Raw genomic sequence first — 22066 nt, 5'->3', positions numbered from 1 at the left:
TATAGTAAAAGAACTAATACTATACTGCATTCGATATTTATATTAGAAAGTGAATTCCATACCTAATTGATAGTTACGGCCAGGCATTGCCCACCAATCTCCAGCACTGCCGCCCCAACCGGCAACATTCGACATTTCCGCATAATATACATCAAATAGATTATTAACGCGTCCGAAAACGGTAATGTCATCAGTAATACGGTAATTGGCACTTACATTCGTAATCCAATAGGTGCTCTTAGGGAAGAAATCACCTTTATCGGCAGTCGTAGCAATGCCCGGACGGTTAATTACGGCACGTACATCCAAATGAGCATCCCATTTAGCATCGTTATAGTCTAAACTTAAATTGATAGCATGTTTCGGTACATAGCCGTTTGCATTGGCGGAGCGTCCGGATGTAGCGTCAATATGGGTATATGTATAAGCCGCTCCGGCTGACAAGTTACCGGTAATTTGCTTACGCAAATCGAAGCTGAAACCACGTGCTTTTTCATTTGAAAAATTAGCATACTTACTGGTAGATCGATTGAAATCAATTTTATCAGTGGAATGGCGGGTAAAGAAGTTTAAATTGCCTATTAAGGAATTACTAAATTGATGATGAACACCAAAATCTACTTCATGACCGGTTTCCGGTTTTAAGTTTCTGTTCCCATAGTTATCACTGAATAACTGATATGGGGTCGGAGCCAAGAAATATTCATTATACGACACATATACATTAGTCTTTTCATTTACATCATAACCCAAGGAAATGTGAGGTGATGTATGGGACCCGAATTCCGAATGATGATCCACACGAATGCCAGGTGTTAATGTCCATTTTGGAGCAAAATTCCAAGCATCTTGAACATAATACGATGTATTCGTTAACTTTTTACCGGTAATTTTTTCCCAGCTGTCACCGATAGTGTTTACTTTATCCTGGCGCCAATCAAAACCACCAATCAAAGTATGTTTATCTAAAAGATACGTTACCTGATCGCCAATTGCAATCGTTTTAATATCCGTCGTATAGCCGTCATAAGTACCATCATAGTGATTGTTTAATACATATAACTGATGACTTAAGCGATCATTAATCTTATTTTTCCAAATGCCACGGAACGAATCATTGCCTTCATTACCATAACGAATATGATTTAATTTTTTAGCAGAATCGGCATATTTTACATCGGCACGATAGGAATCATAAGAAATCATCACATTATTGTTATCATCAATATCACTACCCACCATGAAAGATGCGGTACGTCCGTTTAAATGTTGTGGAACTTCGGACCCATGAGCATCCTTATAGCTACCCACAATATCTTTCTGATACGATGCACGCCAATATACATTGCCTTCTTTACCTTCGTTGATAAATTTATATTGTTCTTTATCATAACTGCCACCGGTAATACGAGCAGTTGTTTTCATGCCTTCTTCCGGTACACGAGTAATAACATTTACAACACCGCCAATAGCACCGGACCCATATAAGGTAGAAGCAGCCCCTTTAACCACTTCCACACGATCAATACCATCCATATTTTTTAAAATAGTAAACGGTACGTTAACACCGGCAGCATTCATATTAATACCATCTACCATATATAAAACATTATTACTACCATTAATTCTGAAAGAATTAGAGTTAGTATACCCTACACCGCCACCATATGTATTAAACTCTACTCCCGGTACGTTACGCAAAGCTTCCCCTAAATTAGATTCATGTCTTTCTTCCAAATCTTCGCCTTTTACAACAGTTACACTGGCAGGAACTTTGGTAACCTGTTGTTCCGTTCTTGTAGCAGTTACTACAACATCAGGTAATGCATATACCTCATCAGTAGTGCCGGCTGCCGCCATGGTTTGGCCACTTAATGACATACCCATTAGTGCAAACGTAACATAAGCAGCTAACATTTTTTTGTTTTTACCAATAACTCAACCCATAATAAACCCTCCAACTCAATACCTATAAAAATACTTATTATAAAAATAGTAATAAACTAAACACCTTAAACACGCTTTATTATTTTGCGGAGTATCCATATGTTACACGCGCCAATTCCTCAATACCATTAATCATAAACTGTGAATAACTCATTATCCAGCGAGCGTCAATTACATAAATTTGATGATTTTTTACAGCTTTCACATCTTTCAAGGCAGGATCACTATATAATGAAGTAACTTCAATTTCTTTATACTGATCAAAACTATAAACATTTGACGGTACAATAATAACATCAGGATTAATTCGTATTAAATCTTCACGAGTTCCGCTTTCACTGATGTCCAAGCCCAATAAAGCTGCCGCATTAGCTGCATTTATCAGCTGTGTCATATTGTCAAAAGTGCTCCCTATACCGCCGGTCAAGCCTAAAACACCATAAAATCCGACAATTTTCCGGCTTTTAACCTGCTCCGTAAATGCAGCAACCTTTACCAATCGTTGCTGCATTGAGTTAACAATGGCTTCGCCTTTACTCTTTTGATTTAATAAGTCAGCTAACTCTAAAATAGTTTTTTCACTGCCATCTATAGTTCTTGGGCCTTTATATACATAGACTGGAACATTTAGGCCTCGTAAAGTAACCACCATTTCCTGGTCCACCCAGTCAGGAACAATCAGTAAATCCGGATGCAATGCCAAAACGGCTTCCGTATTCAATTTTACCTTTGCTTTTATTTGCTTGGATTCTTCCGGAAAATTATTTGGTAAATTACCTAAAGCCACAATCTTCTGCGGACCTACTAAAGAAATCACCATATCTTCCGTACTTACACCGATAGGAACAACGCGTGTAGGATTATCCGGCACCTGCACCACGGCACCGGTAGAATCTCTTATCTGATGTGTTCCCTCTAACGTTTTTGTTTCATCTAATGTCTTACAACCTACAATGGAAAATACTATCAGACAAAAGATAAATAAAAACCACAACTTTTTATAAACACTCATAGACTATCGTCCTTCAATTTCGCCTTCCATGGCTAAATACAATTGTTTTAATTGATCTTCCATATCTTTTGGTGCTTGCCACAAACCACGCTGAATAGCCTCTAATAATGTTTCAGCAATTCGGGCCAATGCCCATGGATTCACTGATTGCATCCATTCTTGCATATCTTTATCTAAAGCATACTTATTGGCATAGCCTTCATATACCCAGTCCTCGATTACAGCACTCGTGGCATCCCAAGCAAAACTGTGTGCCACCACATTTGCCAAATCAGAGGCTCCCTTATAGCCATGTTGTTGCATGCCTTCGATGAACTTAGGATTTAAGGTTTCACCGCGAACCAAACGATTAACTTCTTCTTTTAAATCTCGTGTTTTTACCTGCTTACGGTTCGAACTGTCACCTACATAGGAACGTGGGGCTTCTCCGCGGATACTACGAACGGCTGCTATCAACCCGCCATGGTAGGCATTATAATCATCAGAACTTAGCATATGAGTTTCACGATTATCCTCATTTTTAATAGTAACTTCCATAGTAGCTAATCTTCTTCTAAATATGCGTTTATCCTGATTTGATTTAGCACCGTCACCATAACAATAACTACCCCAAGTTACATAAACATCGGCCAAATCATCAATCGACTCCCAATTTTTCTGCTCAATTAATTGTCCAATACCGGCCCCATATGCCCCGGGTGGATCCCCAAATAAACGGAATCTGGCTTTTTGATAAGCGGCTTTCTCATCTTCACCTTCTGACACAAGCCAAGAAACATCCTCATTAATATGTTTTTTTATAAAATTATCTTCTTCACTCTCATCCAATTCAGCAACCAAAGTTACTGCTTTATCAAGCCATTTTAAGGCATTTGGCATCATGTCTCTGATAAGACCACTTATTCGTCCGGTTACATCAATACGTGGTCGTTTCAGTTCTGCAAGCGGTATAGCCTCAACTCCGATAACACGACCACCGCCACCTTGCCAAATTGGTCGAACCCCCATTAAATTCATAAACTGGCCTAAACATTGGCCATGGCTTCGCGTATTACTACCGGCCCATAGAACTATGCCAATCGACTCCGGATAATGCCCTTCCTCTTTAATGAAATCGGTTATAACCTGATCAGCTAATGTACTTCCTAATTCATAAGCAACTTTCGTAGGCAACATTCTTTCATCCACACCGAAGAAATTGCGACCTGACGGTAAGACGTCGGCTCGTCCACTCGTTGCGGCACCGCCCGGCCCCGGTTCAATATAATGGCCGGCCAAAGCTTTTAATGTATGTCCTATTTCCTGTTCGGTCTGCTTTAATTTCGGCACGTACTCGTGACAAGCCTCCAATAAAATCGAACCGATTTCAGTCAAACAAACTTGCTTTACCTTACTGTCTTTTTCAACACTATACCGTTGCCATAACGTATTAACTGATTCCAAATGTTGCCATGAGTCGGAATAGATATAGTCATTTTCTGCTAAATGTGCAATCACATCACGAATCACATGCCATATTTGATCTACAATATCTTTGTTGCGAAGTATACATTTACCGGTAAACAAAAAGTCTTGATTCTCATTAGAATTGATTTGTTCACCTATTTGTAAAGAATCTACCTTTTGACCGCCATACTGTTCCAATGTATTCCAATCATAGCCCAGACCTTTGGCAATCGTATCCGGTAATGCCGGTACAATACCGTTTTGAACTCGCATAAGAGCTAATAAAAATTCTTGTAAATCCTTACCTGTCGGCGCCTTACCCAGAATATGCAAACCCGTACGCATTTGCATATGTTTTAAGTCTGTAAGCAACTCATGCAAATAGGCCAATACACTTTCCGCATCAGTCATTTTATCTTCTGGAATACTCTCCCAAAAATGACATGCTTTAGCTTGTTCAACAATGGCTGTATACAATGAAGTTAAACTTTCCGGCGATTCCAATTCAAAATGCCCGTACTCATCCAAGAGATTTTCTAATTCTTCATATTCATCATAAAGACCTGCCTTAGACATAGGTGGTGATATATGGCCGATTAAGCAGGCTGAACTTCGCCGTTTAGCTTGTATCCCTTCACCGACAATTGTCATCCAATAAGGATACACATTGGGTAAATCCTGAATGCCCATTTCAGGATAACAAGAAGAACTTAACCCCGTGCCTTTCCCGGGCAACCATTCCAATGAACCATGAGTGCCTACATGCATCACCACGTCCGCTTTAAATATCTCGCGGAGCCAATAATAGAATCCTTCATAATGATGTGTCGGAGCCAAAATAGGATCATGATACAATTTACCCGGATCTTCACCAAAACCACGTGGCGGTTGCACCGTTACCCAAATATTTCCATTACTGAATCCCGGAATCAGGAGTTCATCACCATAACGAAAAACTTCTCCCGGTGCCGGTCCCCAGCCTTCTTCCATATTTACTTTCGATTTATCCGGCAATGAATCAAAAAATTCCTTATATTGCTGCACACTTAATTTACCTTCGGCGTCTTCAACCTGTTCCTCACTCAGCATACTGCGATCATTAGTAGTATGTGATAAAACAGATTCTATTAATTCAGCCCCCGACTCAGGAATTAAGTCAATGGTATACCCTTCGTTCTTCATAGCTACCAATAAACGTTGCACCGACTCCGGTGTGTCTAAACCGGCTGCCGAACCTATATTAGAATTTTTAGGCGGATAATTATGAAGAATAATCGCAACTTTTCTTTCAGCTGGCAATAAATGACGAAGTTTTTCATATTTTACAGCTCGTTTAACGATAGATTCCACTCGTTCTTTAACCGGCCAATATATGTATTTACCATCAATATTAGTTTGTGCCGCTACAACCCCACCATGAAGGGAACCATCAAATTCCGGTAAAGATACCGATAAATTCACGTCTAAAGGACTTAAACCTTGTACATTGGCCTCCCAAGTCGCTTCATCCATATAGATGTTATACCCCATTAAAATCGGAATATCCCAATGACTAATATCTTCTTGAGTTGCTGCATTCAAACTGATTAGTGAAAATTTACAGGTATTAATTAATACTTCAAACGGTAAAGGTCCATCACAGAATAAAATCCGTAATGACTCTTTCAACGAAGGTGCTCCTATAAGCGGATTACCGCCGTATTGCCCGAAAAAGATAATGGGGTTGTAACCGTATGTCTTAATTGTTTTTCGCAACAATTCAGGATAATACAACTCCTTCATAATCCACTCTTCACGATAGAAAAATACACCGATACTTGGACAATCAACCACGCCTTCAGCTTCCAAATACTCTTTATAGGTCGCGTACGTGACGCCATTTTCACCAAGGATACCTTGCCATAGCACCGGTATCGGCTCCGGTACTTCAACAGCTTCACCGGCTAATGAAGCGGCATATAAAAACGAATTCTCAAAATTGGTAAGCCCACTCAACTGCTGATATTCTGACAATCGAATCATTTCAGCTTCACTCATACCGGCGCGCAATTTATCCATATCCTGTTCTTCATCGGCATACAACGCATAGCAAGGATGGTTCTGATATAACCAATTAGCCAAACGACGTAAAAACTGTGTATCTAATCCGGTCCCCATATGTTTCATAATAACAACATCTGATGTTTTAAGGCGTTGTTCCCATGATTCATTCCATTCCGGTTCTTGTTTTAAGTTATATAAGTCAATTTTAAAATGTTCTTTGGCCTCAATACGACCTTTAGCTTCAACTTCACGAACATGGTGTATTTGCTTAGCCATATTAGTAATATATAAAATTTTTTTCATTTTAGCGGCTTCCTTTCACCACTTGCAATACAGTATCAGCTGTTATGGTATCAATCGAATAATAAGTTCCACGCATAGCCTGCATCAGTTCTTTCGCAATTCCAAGGCGGATAAAATCTTGCTCTGTATCTAATATCAAAATCCCCACCGGTAAATCAATAAAAGCTTTCCCCCAAGCTAAAGCTTCGTTTACCGGATTATCGGTTTCACCATAGGTTGCCCGACCATCCGTAACAATAAAAACGTCTATTTTTTCGGTTGGTGAACGTCGTAAAACCTGCTCACAAGTTCTATAAGCCAATTCCAAAGCCCCTGCAAGCGGTGTTTTACCACCGGTAGGTAAATGTTCTAATAGACGTCTTGCCAACTCAATACTGCCGGTAAAAGGTAATACCAATTCCGCTTTCTCCTTGCGAAATACGATAAGACCTACTTTATCACGTTTCTCATAGGCATCCTGTAATAAACTGAAAATAGCACCTTTCACGGCCTCCATACGTTTGCGAGCCGCCATAGAACCACTGGCATCCACAACAAATAGATAATGACCACCGACTTGTTTTTCACGCTCTTTACGTCGATAATCCGGTGCCTTGATTTGAATGGCTAACGAACTGTTATTTTGTAACTCCGAATGCCGTATTTTTTGATACGGTGCAGCCGCTCGTATAGTCGCATCCAAAGCTAAATCTTTTAACGGTTCCGGATATTGGATAGCTCTTACATAATGACCGCCGCAATCTCCGGCTTTAGTACGTAAGCGCTTGCCTGAACCTTTTCGTGCCTTACGATCCATTGTTTTATTGTCATCTAAACGCAAGCCCATTAAGTTTTGATTCATGGCCGCTATTAATTCCGGCCATATATTATTTACACCATCGTTTTCAAGGCTATCATCCTGATTGTCCAAATCATTTTGACTTTCGTTCTCAGAGGATTCATTTAAACTATCTAAATCGTCACTAAGATCAGACTGTGACTGATTATCTTGGCTAACATCATTTTCATTGTCACCCTCTAATTCAGTATTCTGAATATCTTCGTTATCGTTATTTTGCTCCGGTTCTTGCGAATTATTATCCGGAGTATTTTCCTCCTCACTGACCGTACCATTATCATGATTATTTTCTGATTGATTATTATCTCTATCGAGTGACTGATTTTGACTATTTCCCACTTCAGTTTGTTGCCGCATACGATGAGGCAATACATATAAAGTAGCTTCCTCTACGTGTTTCGGTAAAATATATGACTTTTGATCTAGCCCAGCCAATGCCGCTGCCGCAACCGCCAGTAAAAATTCATTGGTATTGCCTACCGCACCGGATTTTACTATATAGCTGATACAGAGTTGCAATATAGCCTCGGACGGCACTATCTCCGATATCAAGGTTTCAGCATTTCTGAAATCCGCTACCGACATCATCGACTCAGTATATTCAGAATTTAAGATATCTCGCAATACAGCCAACCGTTTTGCTTCACCAGGGTTTTCCATCGCTACATGTAGATCTATAGTTTCCCACTCAGAAATAGTTAAACTCCCTTCTGCTGTATTAACGGTACCGATTAAGGTACCACCCATCTCTCGAATACGTTGTAATAGCAAGTGCCGTAAAGATTCACGAATCAAATGAAAGTCATCGATAAAAAACACCTTTACAGATTGATTAAACAAACCTTTGCCGGCTACATAGTGCCCGACTCGAATAGTTTGTTCCAAATCTATATGGTCGGTCAACGACTCCGCTTGAATATGCACAGGAATTGTGCGATACGGAATGTTCCATTCTTGTAACAATTTACGGGCACGATAACTCTTACCTACACCGGTCGGACCTGAAATTATAAGACTATTTATTTTTGGTTGTATAAGAGCCATAGCTAAAGCTCTCTCTACAGTCGCTGCCATAATGCCCACCTATACACTGTTTAAGCGCTTTTGCACACTAAAAAATTAATCTTCTGAATCCAAAATATCAGTAACACTACTCCAATCAAAGCCCTGCTCTTCAAACGGACGGCGGCGCATACGATGCGGCAATACCAATTGTGCCGCCACTTTCAAGTCATCATTATTAATCTCGGTTCGCTCATTATATGCAGCCAACGCTTTGGCCGTATGAAGCATCGTAATATCCGGACGATGTCCGTCAACATTAAGACGAATTGATAAAGCGGCAATCTTGCGTAATACCGTATCTGTAACACTAACTTGCGATAATAGAGATCGAGCTTTAACAACAGTTTCAGCCAATTCTCGATCGCTTTCTTTGTACGATGCCGCAAAAGTAACTTTATCGCTTTCAAAAGCCAAACGTCGTTTTACAACTTCCATACGTAATTCGGGTTCACGCTCACCTTTAACATCTACCGATAAACCAAAACGATCCAATAATTGTGGGCGAATATCACCTTCTTCGGGATTCATAGTGCCTACTAATATAAATTTCGCCGGATGAGAGTAGCTAATACCTTCTCGTTCAACCGTATTGACCCCCATAGCAGCTGCGTCCAAAAGAACATCCACCACATGATCGTCCAACAAATTTATCTCATCTACATACAAAATATTATTGTGAGCTTTCGCCAATATACCGGGCTCAAATTTTTTCTTTCCTTCAGTTAAGGCATACTCCAAATCTATTGTTCCTACCACGCGATCTTCGGTAGCATTAATCGGTAATTCCACAACTTGCATCGACTCGGCCCCATCAGTTTCTAACGGTGGCAGAATAGCCGCTAATGCACGTACAGCTGTTGATTTAGCCGTTCCTTTTTCCCCTTTTATCAAAACACCGCCGATAGCCGGTGAAATAGCATTTAAAATCAAAGCACGTTTCATGTCCGTCTGCCCTACAATTGCCGAAAAAGGATATAGAATTTGTTTAAATTGTGCTCCCTGCTCTATTACATTAATATCACTCATGTTATCGACTCCTACTATTCATTTAACTCTACCGTCATATCAGGCGGCAATGTATTTCCACGACGATACGGTTCAATATCAGTTGCATCATTCGGGAACACAAAAATACGTTGCTGTGTAAAATATGGATCTTCATACACAGCTGCAGACAGATGAAAAGCTTTTTTCAAATTTTTAGCCGTCAATACCTCTTTAGGCAGCCCATCCGCCACTAAGTGACCTTCTGAAATCAATAAAAGTCGCGTACAAAATTTAGCAGCCAACTCTAAATCATGAACAACAATAAAAATAGTTTTACCTGATTCACAATATTGGCGCCCCTGCCTGAAAATCTCATCAGCATATACTAAGTCCAAAGCTGCGGTTGGTTCATCGAGTAATAACAGCTCGGTTTCCTGTGCTAACGCCTTTGCCAAAAATACACGCTGCCGCTCGCCGCCACTCAATTCATTCACTGCACGATCCCTTAAGTGCCAAATACCAACGTTTTTCATAACAGCTTCAACAACATTTTCATCATTGGCGGACTCGTTTTGCCACCACTTTAAAAATGGATAGCGTGCGGTCATAACAATTTCCTTAGCTGTATAGCCAAAATTCAAATTTACACTCTGTTGCATGTAAGCAACTTGTCGGGCAATTTGTTTATCACTTTGATGGGGTATCGAAGCACCATTTAATATAACCGAGCCGTCCGTAAAAGGATATAAACCGCGTAGCGCTTTTAAAAAAGTTGTTTTACCCGAACCATTAGGCCCTATAATACCGATAAACTCACCACTTTCAGCTTTTAAAGAGATATCATGTAAAATCTGTTGATTACTCAAGGACACACTTAGATGTTCTACACTTAATTCCATTTAAATGCCTCCTTTTTGACGAACACGACGTAACAGATACAAGAAATACGGAGCCCCTAACAAAGCTGTCATAATGCCTACCCTAATTTCGCTAGGAGCCGCCAATACACGGCCGAGCGTATCACAAAATATGAGAAAAAGTGCCCCTGCTAAAGCTGAAACCGGCAACAATACACGATGATCGGGCCCTACTAAAATTCGAACAATATGAGGAATAATAAGCCCTACAAAACCGATAGCACCACTAACACATACCGCGGTAGCTGTAATAAATGATGCTAAAAACAAGAAAATTAACCGATATAGCATAACCGGAACGCCCAATGCCTTTGCTTCCGTATCACCTAATACCAACACATTCAATTGACGTCCCAATGTAATTAGAATTGTCGTCCCAATAAGAAACGGTCCAATAGCGAGAAAAACATGTTCCCAACGTCTGAAATCGAGACCGCCTACCATCCAAAACAAAAATTCACGCAACCGATATTCATTCATCAGTGTCAAAATACCGGATGTAAAAGCCCCCAACAACATACTAATGGCAACACCGGCCAATAATAATGTAGCGGTCTCCACGCGACCGCCTCGCATAGTTAATAAAATAGTAATACTAACAGCCATAAACGCACCAACAAAGGCAAACATCGGCATATAGAACATCCCCATTGAAGTGAGCCCTAAGGAAATAGCAATAACAGCACCTAGTGAGGCCCCTGCCGAAACACCCATAATCCCCGGATCAGCCAAGGGATTAGAGAAAATTCCCTGCATAACGGCACCGGCCAATGCTAAAGAGGCTCCAACCATAAGCCCTATTAAAATACGTGGCATGCGAATGTACCACAGCACCGCTTCCTGCTCCGGCTCTAATGGATTGGTTACCGTTACAGGTATCCCCAAACCTTGCCAAATACTCTGCAAACCGCCCAACACGGGCACCTTAATGGTACCCAAATGAAGAGCTATAATAATTATCCCTAACAGAAGTACTATCAATATTAAAATACTGATAACTTGTTTCTTTTTTCTTTCCATACCGCTCACCAAATTAATTATTCAAATTACATCCTTTAATAACTAAAATTTTTTTGGAATCGAATCCGCTTGAATATACTCAGGATAAACGATTTTCACTATTTCAATCATCGCTTCACCGATATGCTGATTACTCGTATACAGATACGCGGCCCGAACAGGCATTACATGATTATTGCGCATAGCCTTCATCGACTGAAAAGCCGGTGTATGTAAAAACCTTTCTTCCAAACCTTTATCCATAGTTTGATAAGCCGGTATCAGTAAGTAATCGGGATTCATATCGATAACTCGCTCATCAGTAAATGAAATACGTGGCGGATAGCCACGATAAGAAGGAGCATTACGAATCCCCATATAGTGACTCATATCATCGAAAAAACTTCCTGTTCCGGTATAACCGTCCATGGATGATACAAAGAGAACGCTTCGACGTTTATCGTCAGGTATGTTATTTACTTGATTCTGTAACCAATCAATCTCAGCTCTAATCTTACGGCTGTAATAATCCCCTTTTTCAGGCTCTCCCACAAGATATGCCATTGTTTCTATATTCTTAATAGTACTTTCTACCGTTTTTCCGGAGTTAACAACTACTGTAGGAATCCCCATGCCACGTAAGGCGTCAATTACATCTTTAGATGTATATTCCGGTGCCAATACCAAATCCGGTTTTAACTTTACAATTTTCTCAAAAGGATAGCTGTATAATTGTGTTTTTACTTGTTTTGCCTTTTGCCATTCCATAGAATAGCCTTCATACTTCACCAGCGAACTGATTGCTGCTATTCGTGACGTATCAATAAGTCCCAACAAAACTGTATCATACGCTGATGTTAGTGTTACAATACGCTGTGGATAGTCAGGAATTTTCACAGTTACACCATCCGCACTTTTAACCGTTTTAGTATAATTATCGGATGTAGTATCTATAGCCGGATGAACTCCACACCCGGACAATCCGATTAAGCATAATATGCTAAGCAAACCGGCAATAATAATCCTTCGATTTATTTTCCAATAATCCATGAGATTATACCCTCATCATTTGTTTATTCTGATAATATTTAATAAAGATTTTTTTCATAGTACATTCTAAAGGATTTATAGTCTGACCTAATTGAACTCGACTATAACAGGCACCACCACAGTAATTAATAAAATTACAATTAGTACATATATCAACAACCGGCTCTAAATGTGTCAATAATATGGTCTCCCTTTTGCGGTCTACACCGCCGGAAACATGTCCGAGGCAATATTCTTCGCGACCGGCTAAAGAGGCGCAAGCATACATCATACCATCCGGACTTACATACATCCCGGACTTATGAAGTGCATAACAATGCGAAAACGGAGTATAGCCCTTTTGTAATTTACTAATTTTATCAAGTTGAGATATTATAAGTGAACGATTGGTTATGTTTTGCCAATACTCCAGCCTACTTAGCATTTTATGAATACCGGCTTCCAACAATTCTTCATTAATGAGCAATTCTTCTTTACCGCGACCTTGCGGACGCACCAGATTAAATCCGACTTGACGCACATTTCCCAAATAAAAGGCCAAATCTATAACCTTGTCCAATCGCTCCACAGTAATTGTATTAACTACTGTCGTAATTCCTATTTCAATACCTGCACTACTTAAAAGTTGAATCCCTTTAATTGTATCCGTTGTAGAGTCACTAAAATCCTTATAGGGTCTATTTATAGCATTGCTGTCGGCAAAACCATCCAAGCTGACACCTATGCCAATTTGATATTTCTTTATAAAATCTATTTTTTGTTCATCTAACAGCGTCGCATTCGTCTGTATCTGTAATTTAGCTTTAAATTTATGATATTCTAACCATTCAACACATTTAACCAACAAGTCCCACGCCAATAAAGGTTCCCCGCCGGTAAATTGAATAGTAGGCGTACCCGAATATTCTGTTATATACTGTAGGGCCTGCTCAGCTATACTCCACGGCATAGATTGTTGAATCTGATTGGATGCATAGCAATATGAACAGTTTAAATTACACTGACCGGTTAAAGCCAAAATAAGCAACTGAACTGATTGCGAATGTATTTTATTGTTCATATTGCAATTAATGCACGCCATATTATCATTATCCTATATATAAAAAAATAGATTATGTAACCTCTTAAACTATTTCCTAATTAAAGTTGTAAACCACATCGATAGATAGAGATATTGATTTACCGGTTGTATTCTCTATACCACCACTTTGAGAAACTAAGCGACCGGCTGCATTATCTAATATGGCATAGCCACTTGAGCTTGTCATTGTGGCATCAATAAAATTACCATTCTCATCAAAAGTAACTATAAAACTAACTGTCCCGGTCAAATTTCGACGAGCAGCTTGTGCCGGCATAACCTTATTAGCCTCAACCCGAGCATAGTATCCCCCGGCATCAAAACTGCCACCGCTTTGTGCCGGTTCTTCAGCCGGTGTTCCATCGGCAGTACCATAACCTTCAGTACCTGTACCGGTACCGAATTGATTACTGCCACCTTCGCCCAGCGTATCTGTAATGCCCGGATTGCCGACTTGACTGCCTACATCGCCTCTGACATTAACACCTGCGTCCTCATGTCCGCCTAAATACGGATTCAAATCTTTTAAACCTTCCGTTGGTTTGCCTGATAAATCAGGCAATATTGTGCCGGCTTTACCACCATTCAGCATATCCTCTACAGGCTTATTAGGTTGATTCGCTTTAGGCTGTTCCGTACTGACTTCATATTTGCTCATGTCTATATTAACGACTAAATCATTGTACTTTGTCTCATAGTTTGACATAGTTTGAAGTGCTATCGCTACCGATGTTATGAAAACGGCATTTATCGCTATGGATAATAATAACGGCGTTCTATAATTTTGTCCTATCATAGAGTCACTTCCGTTCTGTTGCTACACTAACAAATCGTGCCCCGTTAACTTTTAAATCGTCTAGTATTTCAATAACATCGTTATATACTACATCTTTCGATGCTCTCACAACAAATGCTTGTTCCGGCATTTTATTTACAATCGCTTTTATTTCATTTGGCAGATCATTTGGATTAATTTCGCGCTCATTAAGATACATTTTATGAGTACTCGTTAAAGAAATAGTAATCGGTTCTATTGTTTTAGCACTGGAACTAGATGCTTTTGGCAAACTTAGCGGAATTTGTTGTTCAGTATTCATATATAAAGTGCTCATCATGAAAAATACCAATAAAAAGAAAACTATATCTATCATCGGTATAATCATAATATCCGGTTCTTTATCTATACCTTTGGACCGTCGTTTCATAATGAATGGCTCCTGTTATACACATCCAAAATATTACCAAAACTTTGTTCCAGTCTAGCTATAAAAGTATTCACTTTATAAGCACAATAGCTATGAAAAAATAAAGCAATAATGGCTACTGTCAAACCTGTTGCTGTGGCTATTAACGCTTCAGATACACCACCGGTAATAACCGTAGGTGCGCCAATATCACCGCCAACCGCAGCAAAAGAGCGAATCATACCCACTACGGTACCTAATAAGCCTAATAAAGGAGCCATAGTTACCATCATGGATAACCAATTAAGACCTCGCTTTAAGTCCATATCAACAATAGTGACTGTATCCTCTAAACGATTAGTTAAATTGAGATAATTTCGAGCTGCTTTCATAGACATAACCAAATGTCCCACCATATTATTGTCTAAGGACTCAAGTTGATTTAATAAAGCTGACCATGCTTTATTTTCTTGGTCGTATTCGGTTACTGTTTTTAACTGACTGAGAGTCTGACTAAATTGACGATATAAGCGTATTCTTTCAATACCAATAGTCCATGACGCAATTAAAAATATAAGCAATGGATACATAACTAAACCACCGGCATTAAATAAATGAATTATATGCTCCATAATGTTCCTCCAAATATACTATTTTGACCTGTCATTCACTAAAGAATGTTATCCGATCAAATATTTAAGTATATATTAAGCAGCACAATCAACATTTATAATTGTGCTGCTTATTTAATTAAAACTTGTAGGAATAGTCAACCATATAGTTTCTGCCTAAAGAGTAGAAATTAGATGTACTGTTTGTCAAAATGTCTTTTCTATCGAAAAGATTGTTTATATGTAACGAGATTCTTTGATTAGCATTAGGCTCATATGCTACATGTAAATCTGTAAAGAATTGAGGTTTAATGTGACGTTGATATTTATCGGCTGACGTTCTGTTCCCCACAAAGTTTGTCATCAAATCAGCGCTCCATTTATCCTTTTGATAATGCAAGCCACTTGTAATCTGATATTTGTTATAAATCGAATGCCAATCCGAATCGCCGTAAATCTTACCGGAACGAGTCTTTGGATTTTGGAACATTATACCCCAGTTGCTTGAGAATTCCTTATTGTGCTGTAATACAGTAGATAATTCAATACCTGTACTGCGCTGATCTTGGTTGTTATACTCTACATCGATTAAACCATGTGTCTCAATTACTTTAGCTTCAATCGCATCTTTTATATCATAGTGGAACAGAGCTACTTTATAGGTGGCTTTACCTGTAATTTTCTTATAACCTATTTCGTAATGTGTTCCCGATTCAGGTTTTAAATCTAATTTCGGATATATATTACCGATACCGAAAATCTGTGTTAACGCCGGCAATCGGAAAGATTTGCCTACTTTGCCGTACACCGATGTATTTTGATCAATTTGGTGAATATATTGAATTTCCGGAGTAAATTTACTCATGCTGTCATTTTTAGTTTCCGTACTTACTCCGTTTACAGTTTGCTCAGCTTTAATATTATTAGCCCATGTTTGTCGTGCACTCACTATTACATTGTCTTTTTCAGATGCCGCATAATCCACCGAGGCGAATAAGGAGTACGTATTTCGCTTCTGAGTACTTCCTGTTTTAACCGCAGTACTTTGAGACATGCCGGATGAGCCCGTAGTCGCTGTGCCACGCAAGTCCATATCTTCGAATTTTACATCACCACCAATAAGGAATACGGCTTTATCTGTTAAAAATTCCTTTTGTAAGCTAATATTCGTATTATGACCTTTCCGCCAAGAGTATAAGTCTTTAGACGCCTTAACGCCTCTAGTGCTTACCCCGGTTTGATAGGAAGTCTTTTCCTGAGTGCCATAGGAAATATAACCCTTCCAAGTATCTTTGTCATAGTTTAAGGTAAATAAGTTATCTCTATCCTCATAATCATTAACTTTCCAAAGTTTACCTTTATACATGTTATTATCGTTATATACTAAATAACGATTCTTGTTCGTATTGTAATATTGTGAAAAAGTTACTCCGTCGGTAATTTTATATTTCCAAAGCAAAGAGCGCTTATTCCCATTATCATAATCATAATGAGTTTTGTTACGACCGGTTGAATACGAATTACCTGCCATTTCTGCAGCAAAACCTCTATGTTCGGCACTCATCATAATAGAAAATCTATCATCACCAAATGTTAATGATCCTCTTTGTTTACCAAAATTGCCTACACCTACCGATACTTGGTTATTAACATGACCTTTTGTACGAATGTTAATTACACCACCGGTGGCTTCGCTACCATATAAAACAGTACCGCCACCTTTTACAACTTCAATGCTATCAATAATATCGGTAGGAATGTCATCCAAATTGTATTTACCATCCTGATTCAACGGCACACCGTCTAATAATACTAAAGTCCCTTTTTCTACGCCACGAATCATTATTTTACTGGTCATCGTCCCCATAGATGTGCCATTAAACCCTTGCGATTGAGAAATAACGCCTAAAGTATTCTGCAATACATCATATGCGTTGGCCGCTCCTGTCCTTTGAATATCTTCTTGTGTATATACATCAACAATAGCAGGCGTAGCTAAATCAGTAGCTTCCAAACGTTTAGCGGTAACAGTTACAACGTGTGTATTGATTTCACCGTCAACTTTATTTACATTAGTATCCACTGTTTCTGCAAATGCCATATTAGACATATAGCATAAAATGCCCATTGTTAAATAAAAAACTCTCTTCTTACCGATGTACATATTACTACTTCCCAAAAACCTCTAAAAAAACAAGTATCTCAAACCCATACATACTTGTTAAACAAATTACTTCACACCCTAAACACAAAAAAGTAACTTGTATTCATATAAAAAACTAGAATGTATGTTGATAACTAACAGTATAATTAAATGGATTATCCCAGTATTCCCATGCACCATTAGTAATTACATTATGTCTATCTAAAATATTATTAAGATTGATTTGAACAGTATCATTTTTACTGAATGCATACGAAACATAAGCATTTAAATTAATTAAATCCGGATTAGTTCCGCCATCTCTGTTTTTCAAGCGTTTAGTTAACCAATTCAACGCAATTCCTGCATCCAACTTGTCATCGGTATAATTTAACCCCGCATTAAATTGAAGTTTTGGATACGCTTGATTCCATGTAGATACACCGATTTCCTGTTTTTTAGGATTAGAATAAGTTGTCCCTAAAGACAAAGTTAATTTATCGGACAATAAATGCTTGTAATCTAATTCTATGCCGGTATTTTGGAATTTGCCGCCATTAATTCGAACCGTATTCTTACCGGTATCAGGGTCCGGTGCCCAATCGAAGAAGTTTTTAAAGTCCATATAGAATAAGGCTACTTTCCATGAATCTTTTTCAGTTACATGTTTATAACCAACTTCGTAGTTCCAGCCTTCTTCCGGTTTTAAGTTTGGCCCGCTAATCGCCTGATAGCCACCATTTACGTATTTAAAAGTATCAGATAAATTTGGCATCGTGAATGCTTTACCGACATTCGAGTAAATAGATGAATGCTCGTCCAATTTATACAGCATCTGCCATTGAGGCATAAATACATTTTGATCATTTACCGGGTCAGCAATTTTTTGAAAACGGGCGCCTAGAATAGTAGTTAATTTAGGATTAATCTCATAAGAATAACTACCATACAACGCTATATTATTTCGTCCGGCTTTTACATTTGAAGTAGCCGCTGCGGTACCCTTATAAGTATCACGGCTAACTAATAAACCCCCGATAAAAGAGTCCTTATTATCGCGTAAACTCCATTCATGTTGAATGTCAACGCCATACTTACGAGCTAGATAATTACTTGCATTTTCAGTCCACTTATTAGCCGCCAAATTTTTGCTTTCCCCATATAAATCACGATCTGTATAAAAAACTAGGGCTTTAGTATTGTCATAATCATAAGTCAATGATACATTATTCTTTTTATCATTATAGTGATAGCGCTTGCTTTCTTTAGCCTCTGTAGTCTTCGTTTTTGTTAACGTCCCCGGAACCACAATTTGACCATACGTGGAGTTGGACTCACTGCGCATATAACTTAAGTCCAAGCGTTCACTCAACTTAGCATTTAAGGCAATATTAAATAAATCACCTTTACCGCGTTCATTATAATATTCATATTTACGCTTGCCGTCTAAATCCTTACGATTCGGACTCGTTCTATCAATAGCACCGAAAAACTCTTTACCTACAGCGATATTAAAATCTTTATTGCCGGCAGAAACCAAATACTGTTTATAGCCTAAATTGCCTAACCCAACTTTGGCTTTTACATATTCTTTTTCCGGCGTCGAGGTAATAATGTTAATAACCCCGCCTAGTGCTTCAGCACCATATAACGTAGAAGACGCGCCTTTTACAATTTCAATTCTTTCGACATTTTCCGGTAATATACCACTTAAGCTATTTTTACCATTCAAATTAATAGGAGCACCATTAATCAAAATAAGAGCACCACGTTCTAAACCACGAATATTTACACGGCTATCCATGGAACCGTAATCAAGACCGCCAGCCCCATAGGAAAAATTCGTAATCCCCGTTGTAAACGATATAGCGTCAAATACAGTCTTAGCACCTGTATTTTTAATATCTTCTTTAGTTAATACAGTTGTTGCCGCCGGAGTTTCCAAATCTCTCGTTTCTGTACGTTGAGCTGTAACTACAATCGGATCTAATGTATATGAATCATAGGTCTCTTCAGCCGCTAAAGCAATTCCCGTATACAAACAATTTGACACAACACTTAATAAAACCAGCTTTTTTAACACAGATTTGTTCAACACACTCTTTTTTGTCATAATAACCTCCTAACACCAGTACAAAATTAAAAATACCTAATGTGCTTAGTTTTATTTTTAAACACATAAAAATATATTCGAGTTGCAAGAAATTCCCTAATTTTTATCGCAACTGGAATTCTACATTAACACTTGTAGTCGTACTGATTGGTTCATTACCTCTTCTGGCCGGTTCAAATCGCCAACTACTTACTGCATCCAAGGCAGCCTGATCCAGGGTATCACTACCTGATGAATCATTTATCCAAACAGACTCAACACTTCCGTCAACGCCTATAGTTAAACCAACGCCAACACTGCCACGCACATTTTGATTGCGAGCCGATCTTGGATATTTTGGTTTGGGCGTATATGTCGGTACCGGCCTATAAAAAGTAGTATCAACCTCCGTACCGTTAGGATCCCCCTGAATGCCGGTTTCTGTACCGGTACCGAAACCGGCAAGACCACCGCTGCCGGAACCACTGCCACCACTATTAAGAGCTGAATCCAAGCCTGCACTTACTACGCCTTGTTGGATTGTTTCCTGATGTTTAGTAACAATACTATTTTCATTATTACTGGTTAATGGCTCAGAATATTCAGGCAACGCCGTCATAGGCGTTACTGCCGGTAAATTAGCTCCAAAATTTCCACTACCATCACCACCGTCGCCACCGCTATTAGGATTGCCCTTAGGATTAGGATGTTTAATTTCTACATAATCCACCTCAATAATCGATGACATATCATCCGCTTTAGGGATGGCCGGCCATGGCAAAAAAGGAATAACGGTTAATACAACGGCATGAAAAATGAGTGAGGCGACCCAAGGCTTAGTCCACATATTTCGACTATTCATTGAATTCTCTCCTATCTTTCTTCAGCGGCTATAGATACTTTTTGAATCCCTGATTTTTTAGCTGTATCAATAACACTTACTACACGTCCATAATTAACACCCGCATCACCGCGAACAATAATGGCCAGCTCCGGATTTTTACTTTTTTCAGCTTCCAAGCGTGCTTTCAACTGACCTTCCGGAATTCGTTCCTGTTCCAAATAAATGGCTCCGTCCGCCGTTACCGTTATTGGCAATACTTTATCTAAGTTTACTTTAGATGTTGCAGCTTGCGGCAATTGAATAGGAACACTCTTTTGAACAACCATCGTCAACATACTCATCATGAAAAATACCAATAAAAAGAAGATAATATCAATCATAGGTATAATCATCAATTTAGGTTGATGTTCTATTTTCATTGACTTAAGCTTCATGACGTACACCTGCATTCGTATTAATTACATATAAAGAAGCAACATACTCAATATCGGCAATCAATACATTAACACGCTGAGCCAAATATGTATGAATTACCAAAGCCAAAATAGCTACCAATAAACCTGTAGCAGTCGCAATCAAGGCTTCACCGACACCGCCGGTAATAGCAAACGGCTCACCGGATTCGATAGAAAGCACACTAAAAGAACCAATCATACCGACAACAGTACCCAATAGACCTAATAACGGCGATAAGGTAACAATAGTTTCTAAATAATTCAGATATTTCTTTAATTGGAACACTTCGTGCGTAGCAATACTTTCTACCACATCAGCAGCTTTTAAATCTTCAGTACGCTCAACAATAGCCGTTTTAACAATATTACCGGCTACGCCCCCTGCTTCATCACAAAGCGCTTTAGCTTCTTCTAATTGACGAGTACGCAGTAAATTCGGTAATTGTTCTTTTAATAAATCAATATTAGATGATGCCGCCTTGTAACATAAATAACGATTTACACCTATTGTTACGGCTATAATTGAAGCCAGTAAAATAGGATACATAACTAAGCCACCCTTATGAAATAATGCTAAAATTTCCACGATTTTAAATCCTCCTTGATAAACACATCTCACAAAAACTATAAAAAAAGGATACATCTACGAAGATGTGTCCATAATAAAACGAATGTTTATATTATCGCTAATCCCCTTCCCATCGCTCGTAGGTTAAAACGGTGATTCTCCTATAGGCAGTTCTCCTGGCTTAGATTCATCGCTTACCTCGCCTTCCCAGAAAAATCCAGTGGCAATGTGAGGTTTGCTCCTCCTACAGTGGCGGGACCGCATCGGCTTATACCGATTTCCCTATTAAGTCATCTGACACCTATATAATGTACTTTATTAATTATATAATATAAAACTACATAATAGCTGTCAACTGTCCACATCTTCTTTGAATTAAATTAAATAAGTAAATTGCAATATGAAATTGAACACTTTTAAAAACCTAGTAACTTATTAACTTCTTCAATGAAGACTTCTTGTGGTGTCCGGTAGTTCAGAA

The 22066-nt window shown here is 38.8% G+C and carries 17 protein-coding genes and 1 riboswitch; all 17 genes read right to left on the bottom strand.

From position 1 onward, the window contains the following. Window positions 1-42 precede the first annotated feature (42 nt). Entirely contained in the window at window positions 43-1917 is a 1875-nt protein-coding gene (locus MXE28_RS08425; protein ID WP_348644763.1) for a TonB-dependent receptor, read from the bottom strand. A gap of 109 nt (window positions 1918-2026) precedes the next feature. Next, window positions 2027-2959, bottom strand: a complete 933-nt coding sequence (locus MXE28_RS08420) for an ABC transporter substrate-binding protein (protein WP_021842470.1) — start codon at window positions 2957-2959, stop codon at window positions 2027-2029. Between the two features lie 3 nt (window positions 2960-2962). Further along, complete coding sequence (cobN, locus tag MXE28_RS08415) at window positions 2963-6751, bottom strand: cobaltochelatase subunit CobN (RefSeq protein WP_247240038.1); 3789 nt, start codon at window positions 6749-6751, stop codon at window positions 2963-2965. 1 nt (window position 6752) lies between these two features. Further along, complete coding sequence (locus tag MXE28_RS08410; RefSeq protein WP_247240037.1) at window positions 6753-8663, bottom strand: VWA domain-containing protein; 1911 nt, start codon at window positions 8661-8663, stop codon at window positions 6753-6755. 45 nt (window positions 8664-8708) lie between these two features. Then, on the bottom strand, window positions 8709-9635 hold the full coding sequence (locus tag MXE28_RS08405; protein ID WP_156705799.1) for an ATP-binding protein: 927 nt from the start codon (window positions 9633-9635) through the stop codon (window positions 8709-8711). 59 nt (window positions 9636-9694) lie between these two features. Further along, on the bottom strand, window positions 9695-10540 hold the full coding sequence (locus MXE28_RS08400) for an ABC transporter ATP-binding protein (protein WP_021842474.1): 846 nt from the start codon (window positions 10538-10540) through the stop codon (window positions 9695-9697). Further along, window positions 10541-11578 (bottom strand): iron ABC transporter permease, encoded by a 1038-nt coding sequence (locus tag MXE28_RS08395; RefSeq protein ID WP_021842475.1) that lies wholly within the window; start codon window positions 11576-11578, stop codon window positions 10541-10543. 42 nt (window positions 11579-11620) lie between these two features. Beyond that, window positions 11621-12607 carry an ABC transporter substrate-binding protein gene (locus tag MXE28_RS08390; protein ID WP_021842476.1) on the bottom strand — a complete coding sequence of 329 codons (987 nt, stop codon included), beginning with the start codon at window positions 12605-12607 and terminating at the stop codon, window positions 11621-11623. Between the two features lie 4 nt (window positions 12608-12611). After that, a complete protein-coding gene (locus tag MXE28_RS08385; protein ID WP_247240036.1) occupies window positions 12612-13688 on the bottom strand; it encodes a radical SAM protein in 1077 nt (358 codons plus the stop codon). Window positions 13689-13743: 55 nt separating this feature from the next. Next, a complete protein-coding gene (locus tag MXE28_RS08380; RefSeq protein WP_021842478.1) occupies window positions 13744-14484 on the bottom strand; it encodes a TonB family protein in 741 nt (246 codons plus the stop codon). 4 nt (window positions 14485-14488) lie between these two features. Then, window positions 14489-14893 (bottom strand): biopolymer transporter ExbD, encoded by a 405-nt coding sequence (locus MXE28_RS08375; RefSeq protein ID WP_021842479.1) that lies wholly within the window; start codon window positions 14891-14893, stop codon window positions 14489-14491. Then, window positions 14890-15504 carry a MotA/TolQ/ExbB proton channel family protein gene (locus tag MXE28_RS08370; protein WP_021842480.1) on the bottom strand — a complete coding sequence of 205 codons (615 nt, stop codon included), beginning with the start codon at window positions 15502-15504 and terminating at the stop codon, window positions 14890-14892. Before MXE28_RS08370 ends, MXE28_RS08375 begins: the two co-directional genes overlap by 4 nt. Window positions 15505-15622: 118 nt before the next feature. Next, a complete protein-coding gene (locus MXE28_RS08365; RefSeq protein ID WP_247240035.1) occupies window positions 15623-17584 on the bottom strand; it encodes a TonB-dependent receptor in 1962 nt (653 codons plus the stop codon). A gap of 178 nt (window positions 17585-17762) precedes the next feature. Next, window positions 17763-19739, bottom strand: a complete 1977-nt coding sequence (locus tag MXE28_RS08360; RefSeq protein ID WP_247240034.1) for a TonB-dependent receptor — start codon at window positions 19737-19739, stop codon at window positions 17763-17765. A 103-nt stretch (window positions 19740-19842) separates the two neighbouring features. Beyond that, entirely contained in the window at window positions 19843-20580 is a 738-nt protein-coding gene (locus MXE28_RS08355) for an energy transducer TonB (protein ID WP_156705765.1), read from the bottom strand. Between the two features lie 11 nt (window positions 20581-20591). Then, window positions 20592-20996, bottom strand: coding sequence for a biopolymer transporter ExbD (locus MXE28_RS08350; protein ID WP_021842484.1), 405 nt, complete (start codon window positions 20994-20996; stop codon window positions 20592-20594). Beyond that, window positions 20986-21603 carry a MotA/TolQ/ExbB proton channel family protein gene (locus tag MXE28_RS08345; protein ID WP_021842485.1) on the bottom strand — a complete coding sequence of 206 codons (618 nt, stop codon included), beginning with the start codon at window positions 21601-21603 and terminating at the stop codon, window positions 20986-20988. Before MXE28_RS08345 ends, MXE28_RS08350 begins: the two co-directional genes overlap by 11 nt. Before the next feature lie 130 nt (window positions 21604-21733). Beyond that, a riboswitch (cobalamin riboswitch) is annotated at window positions 21734-21905 on the bottom strand. Window positions 21906-22066 lie beyond the last annotated feature (161 nt).

The organism is Veillonella sp. KGMB01456 (genome assembly GCF_023051165.1).
GTDB lineage: Bacteria > Bacillota > Negativicutes > Veillonellales > Veillonellaceae > Veillonella_A.
This window is presented reverse-complemented; position numbering and strand designations above follow the sequence as displayed.

Excerpts from the sequence above, each read along its gene's own strand:
- MXE28_RS08425 (WP_348644763.1), bottom strand. The coding sequence starts at position 1,917 with ATGTTAGCTGCTTATGTTACGTTTGCACTAATGGGTATGTCATTAAGT.
- MXE28_RS08420 (WP_021842470.1), bottom strand. The coding sequence starts at position 2,959 with ATGAGTGTTTATAAAAAGTTGTGGTTTTTATTTATCTTTTGTCTGATA.
- cobN (WP_247240038.1), bottom strand. The coding sequence starts at position 6,751 with ATGAAAAAAATTTTATATATTACTAATATGGCTAAGCAAATACACCAT.
- MXE28_RS08410 (WP_247240037.1), bottom strand. The coding sequence starts at position 8,663 with ATGGCAGCGACTGTAGAGAGAGCTTTAGCTATGGCTCTTATACAACCA.
- MXE28_RS08400 (WP_021842474.1), bottom strand. The coding sequence starts at position 10,540 with ATGGAATTAAGTGTAGAACATCTAAGTGTGTCCTTGAGTAATCAACAG.
- MXE28_RS08395 (WP_021842475.1), bottom strand. The coding sequence starts at position 11,578 with ATGGAAAGAAAAAAGAAACAAGTTATCAGTATTTTAATATTGATAGTA.
- MXE28_RS08390 (WP_021842476.1), bottom strand. The coding sequence starts at position 12,607 with ATGGATTATTGGAAAATAAATCGAAGGATTATTATTGCCGGTTTGCTT.
- MXE28_RS08385 (WP_247240036.1), bottom strand. The coding sequence starts at position 13,688 with ATGGCGTGCATTAATTGCAATATGAACAATAAAATACATTCGCAATCA.
- MXE28_RS08380 (WP_021842478.1), bottom strand. The coding sequence starts at position 14,484 with ATGATAGGACAAAATTATAGAACGCCGTTATTATTATCCATAGCGATA.
- MXE28_RS08375 (WP_021842479.1), bottom strand. The coding sequence starts at position 14,893 with ATGAAACGACGGTCCAAAGGTATAGATAAAGAACCGGATATTATGATT.
- MXE28_RS08370 (WP_021842480.1), bottom strand. The coding sequence starts at position 15,504 with ATGGAGCATATAATTCATTTATTTAATGCCGGTGGTTTAGTTATGTAT.
- MXE28_RS08365 (WP_247240035.1), bottom strand. The coding sequence starts at position 17,584 with ATGGCATTTGCAGAAACAGTGGATACTAATGTAAATAAAGTTGACGGT.
- MXE28_RS08360 (WP_247240034.1), bottom strand. The coding sequence starts at position 19,739 with ATGACAAAAAAGAGTGTGTTGAACAAATCTGTGTTAAAAAAGCTGGTT.
- MXE28_RS08355 (WP_156705765.1), bottom strand. The coding sequence starts at position 20,580 with ATGAATAGTCGAAATATGTGGACTAAGCCTTGGGTCGCCTCACTCATT.
- MXE28_RS08350 (WP_021842484.1), bottom strand. The coding sequence starts at position 20,996 with ATGAAGCTTAAGTCAATGAAAATAGAACATCAACCTAAATTGATGATT.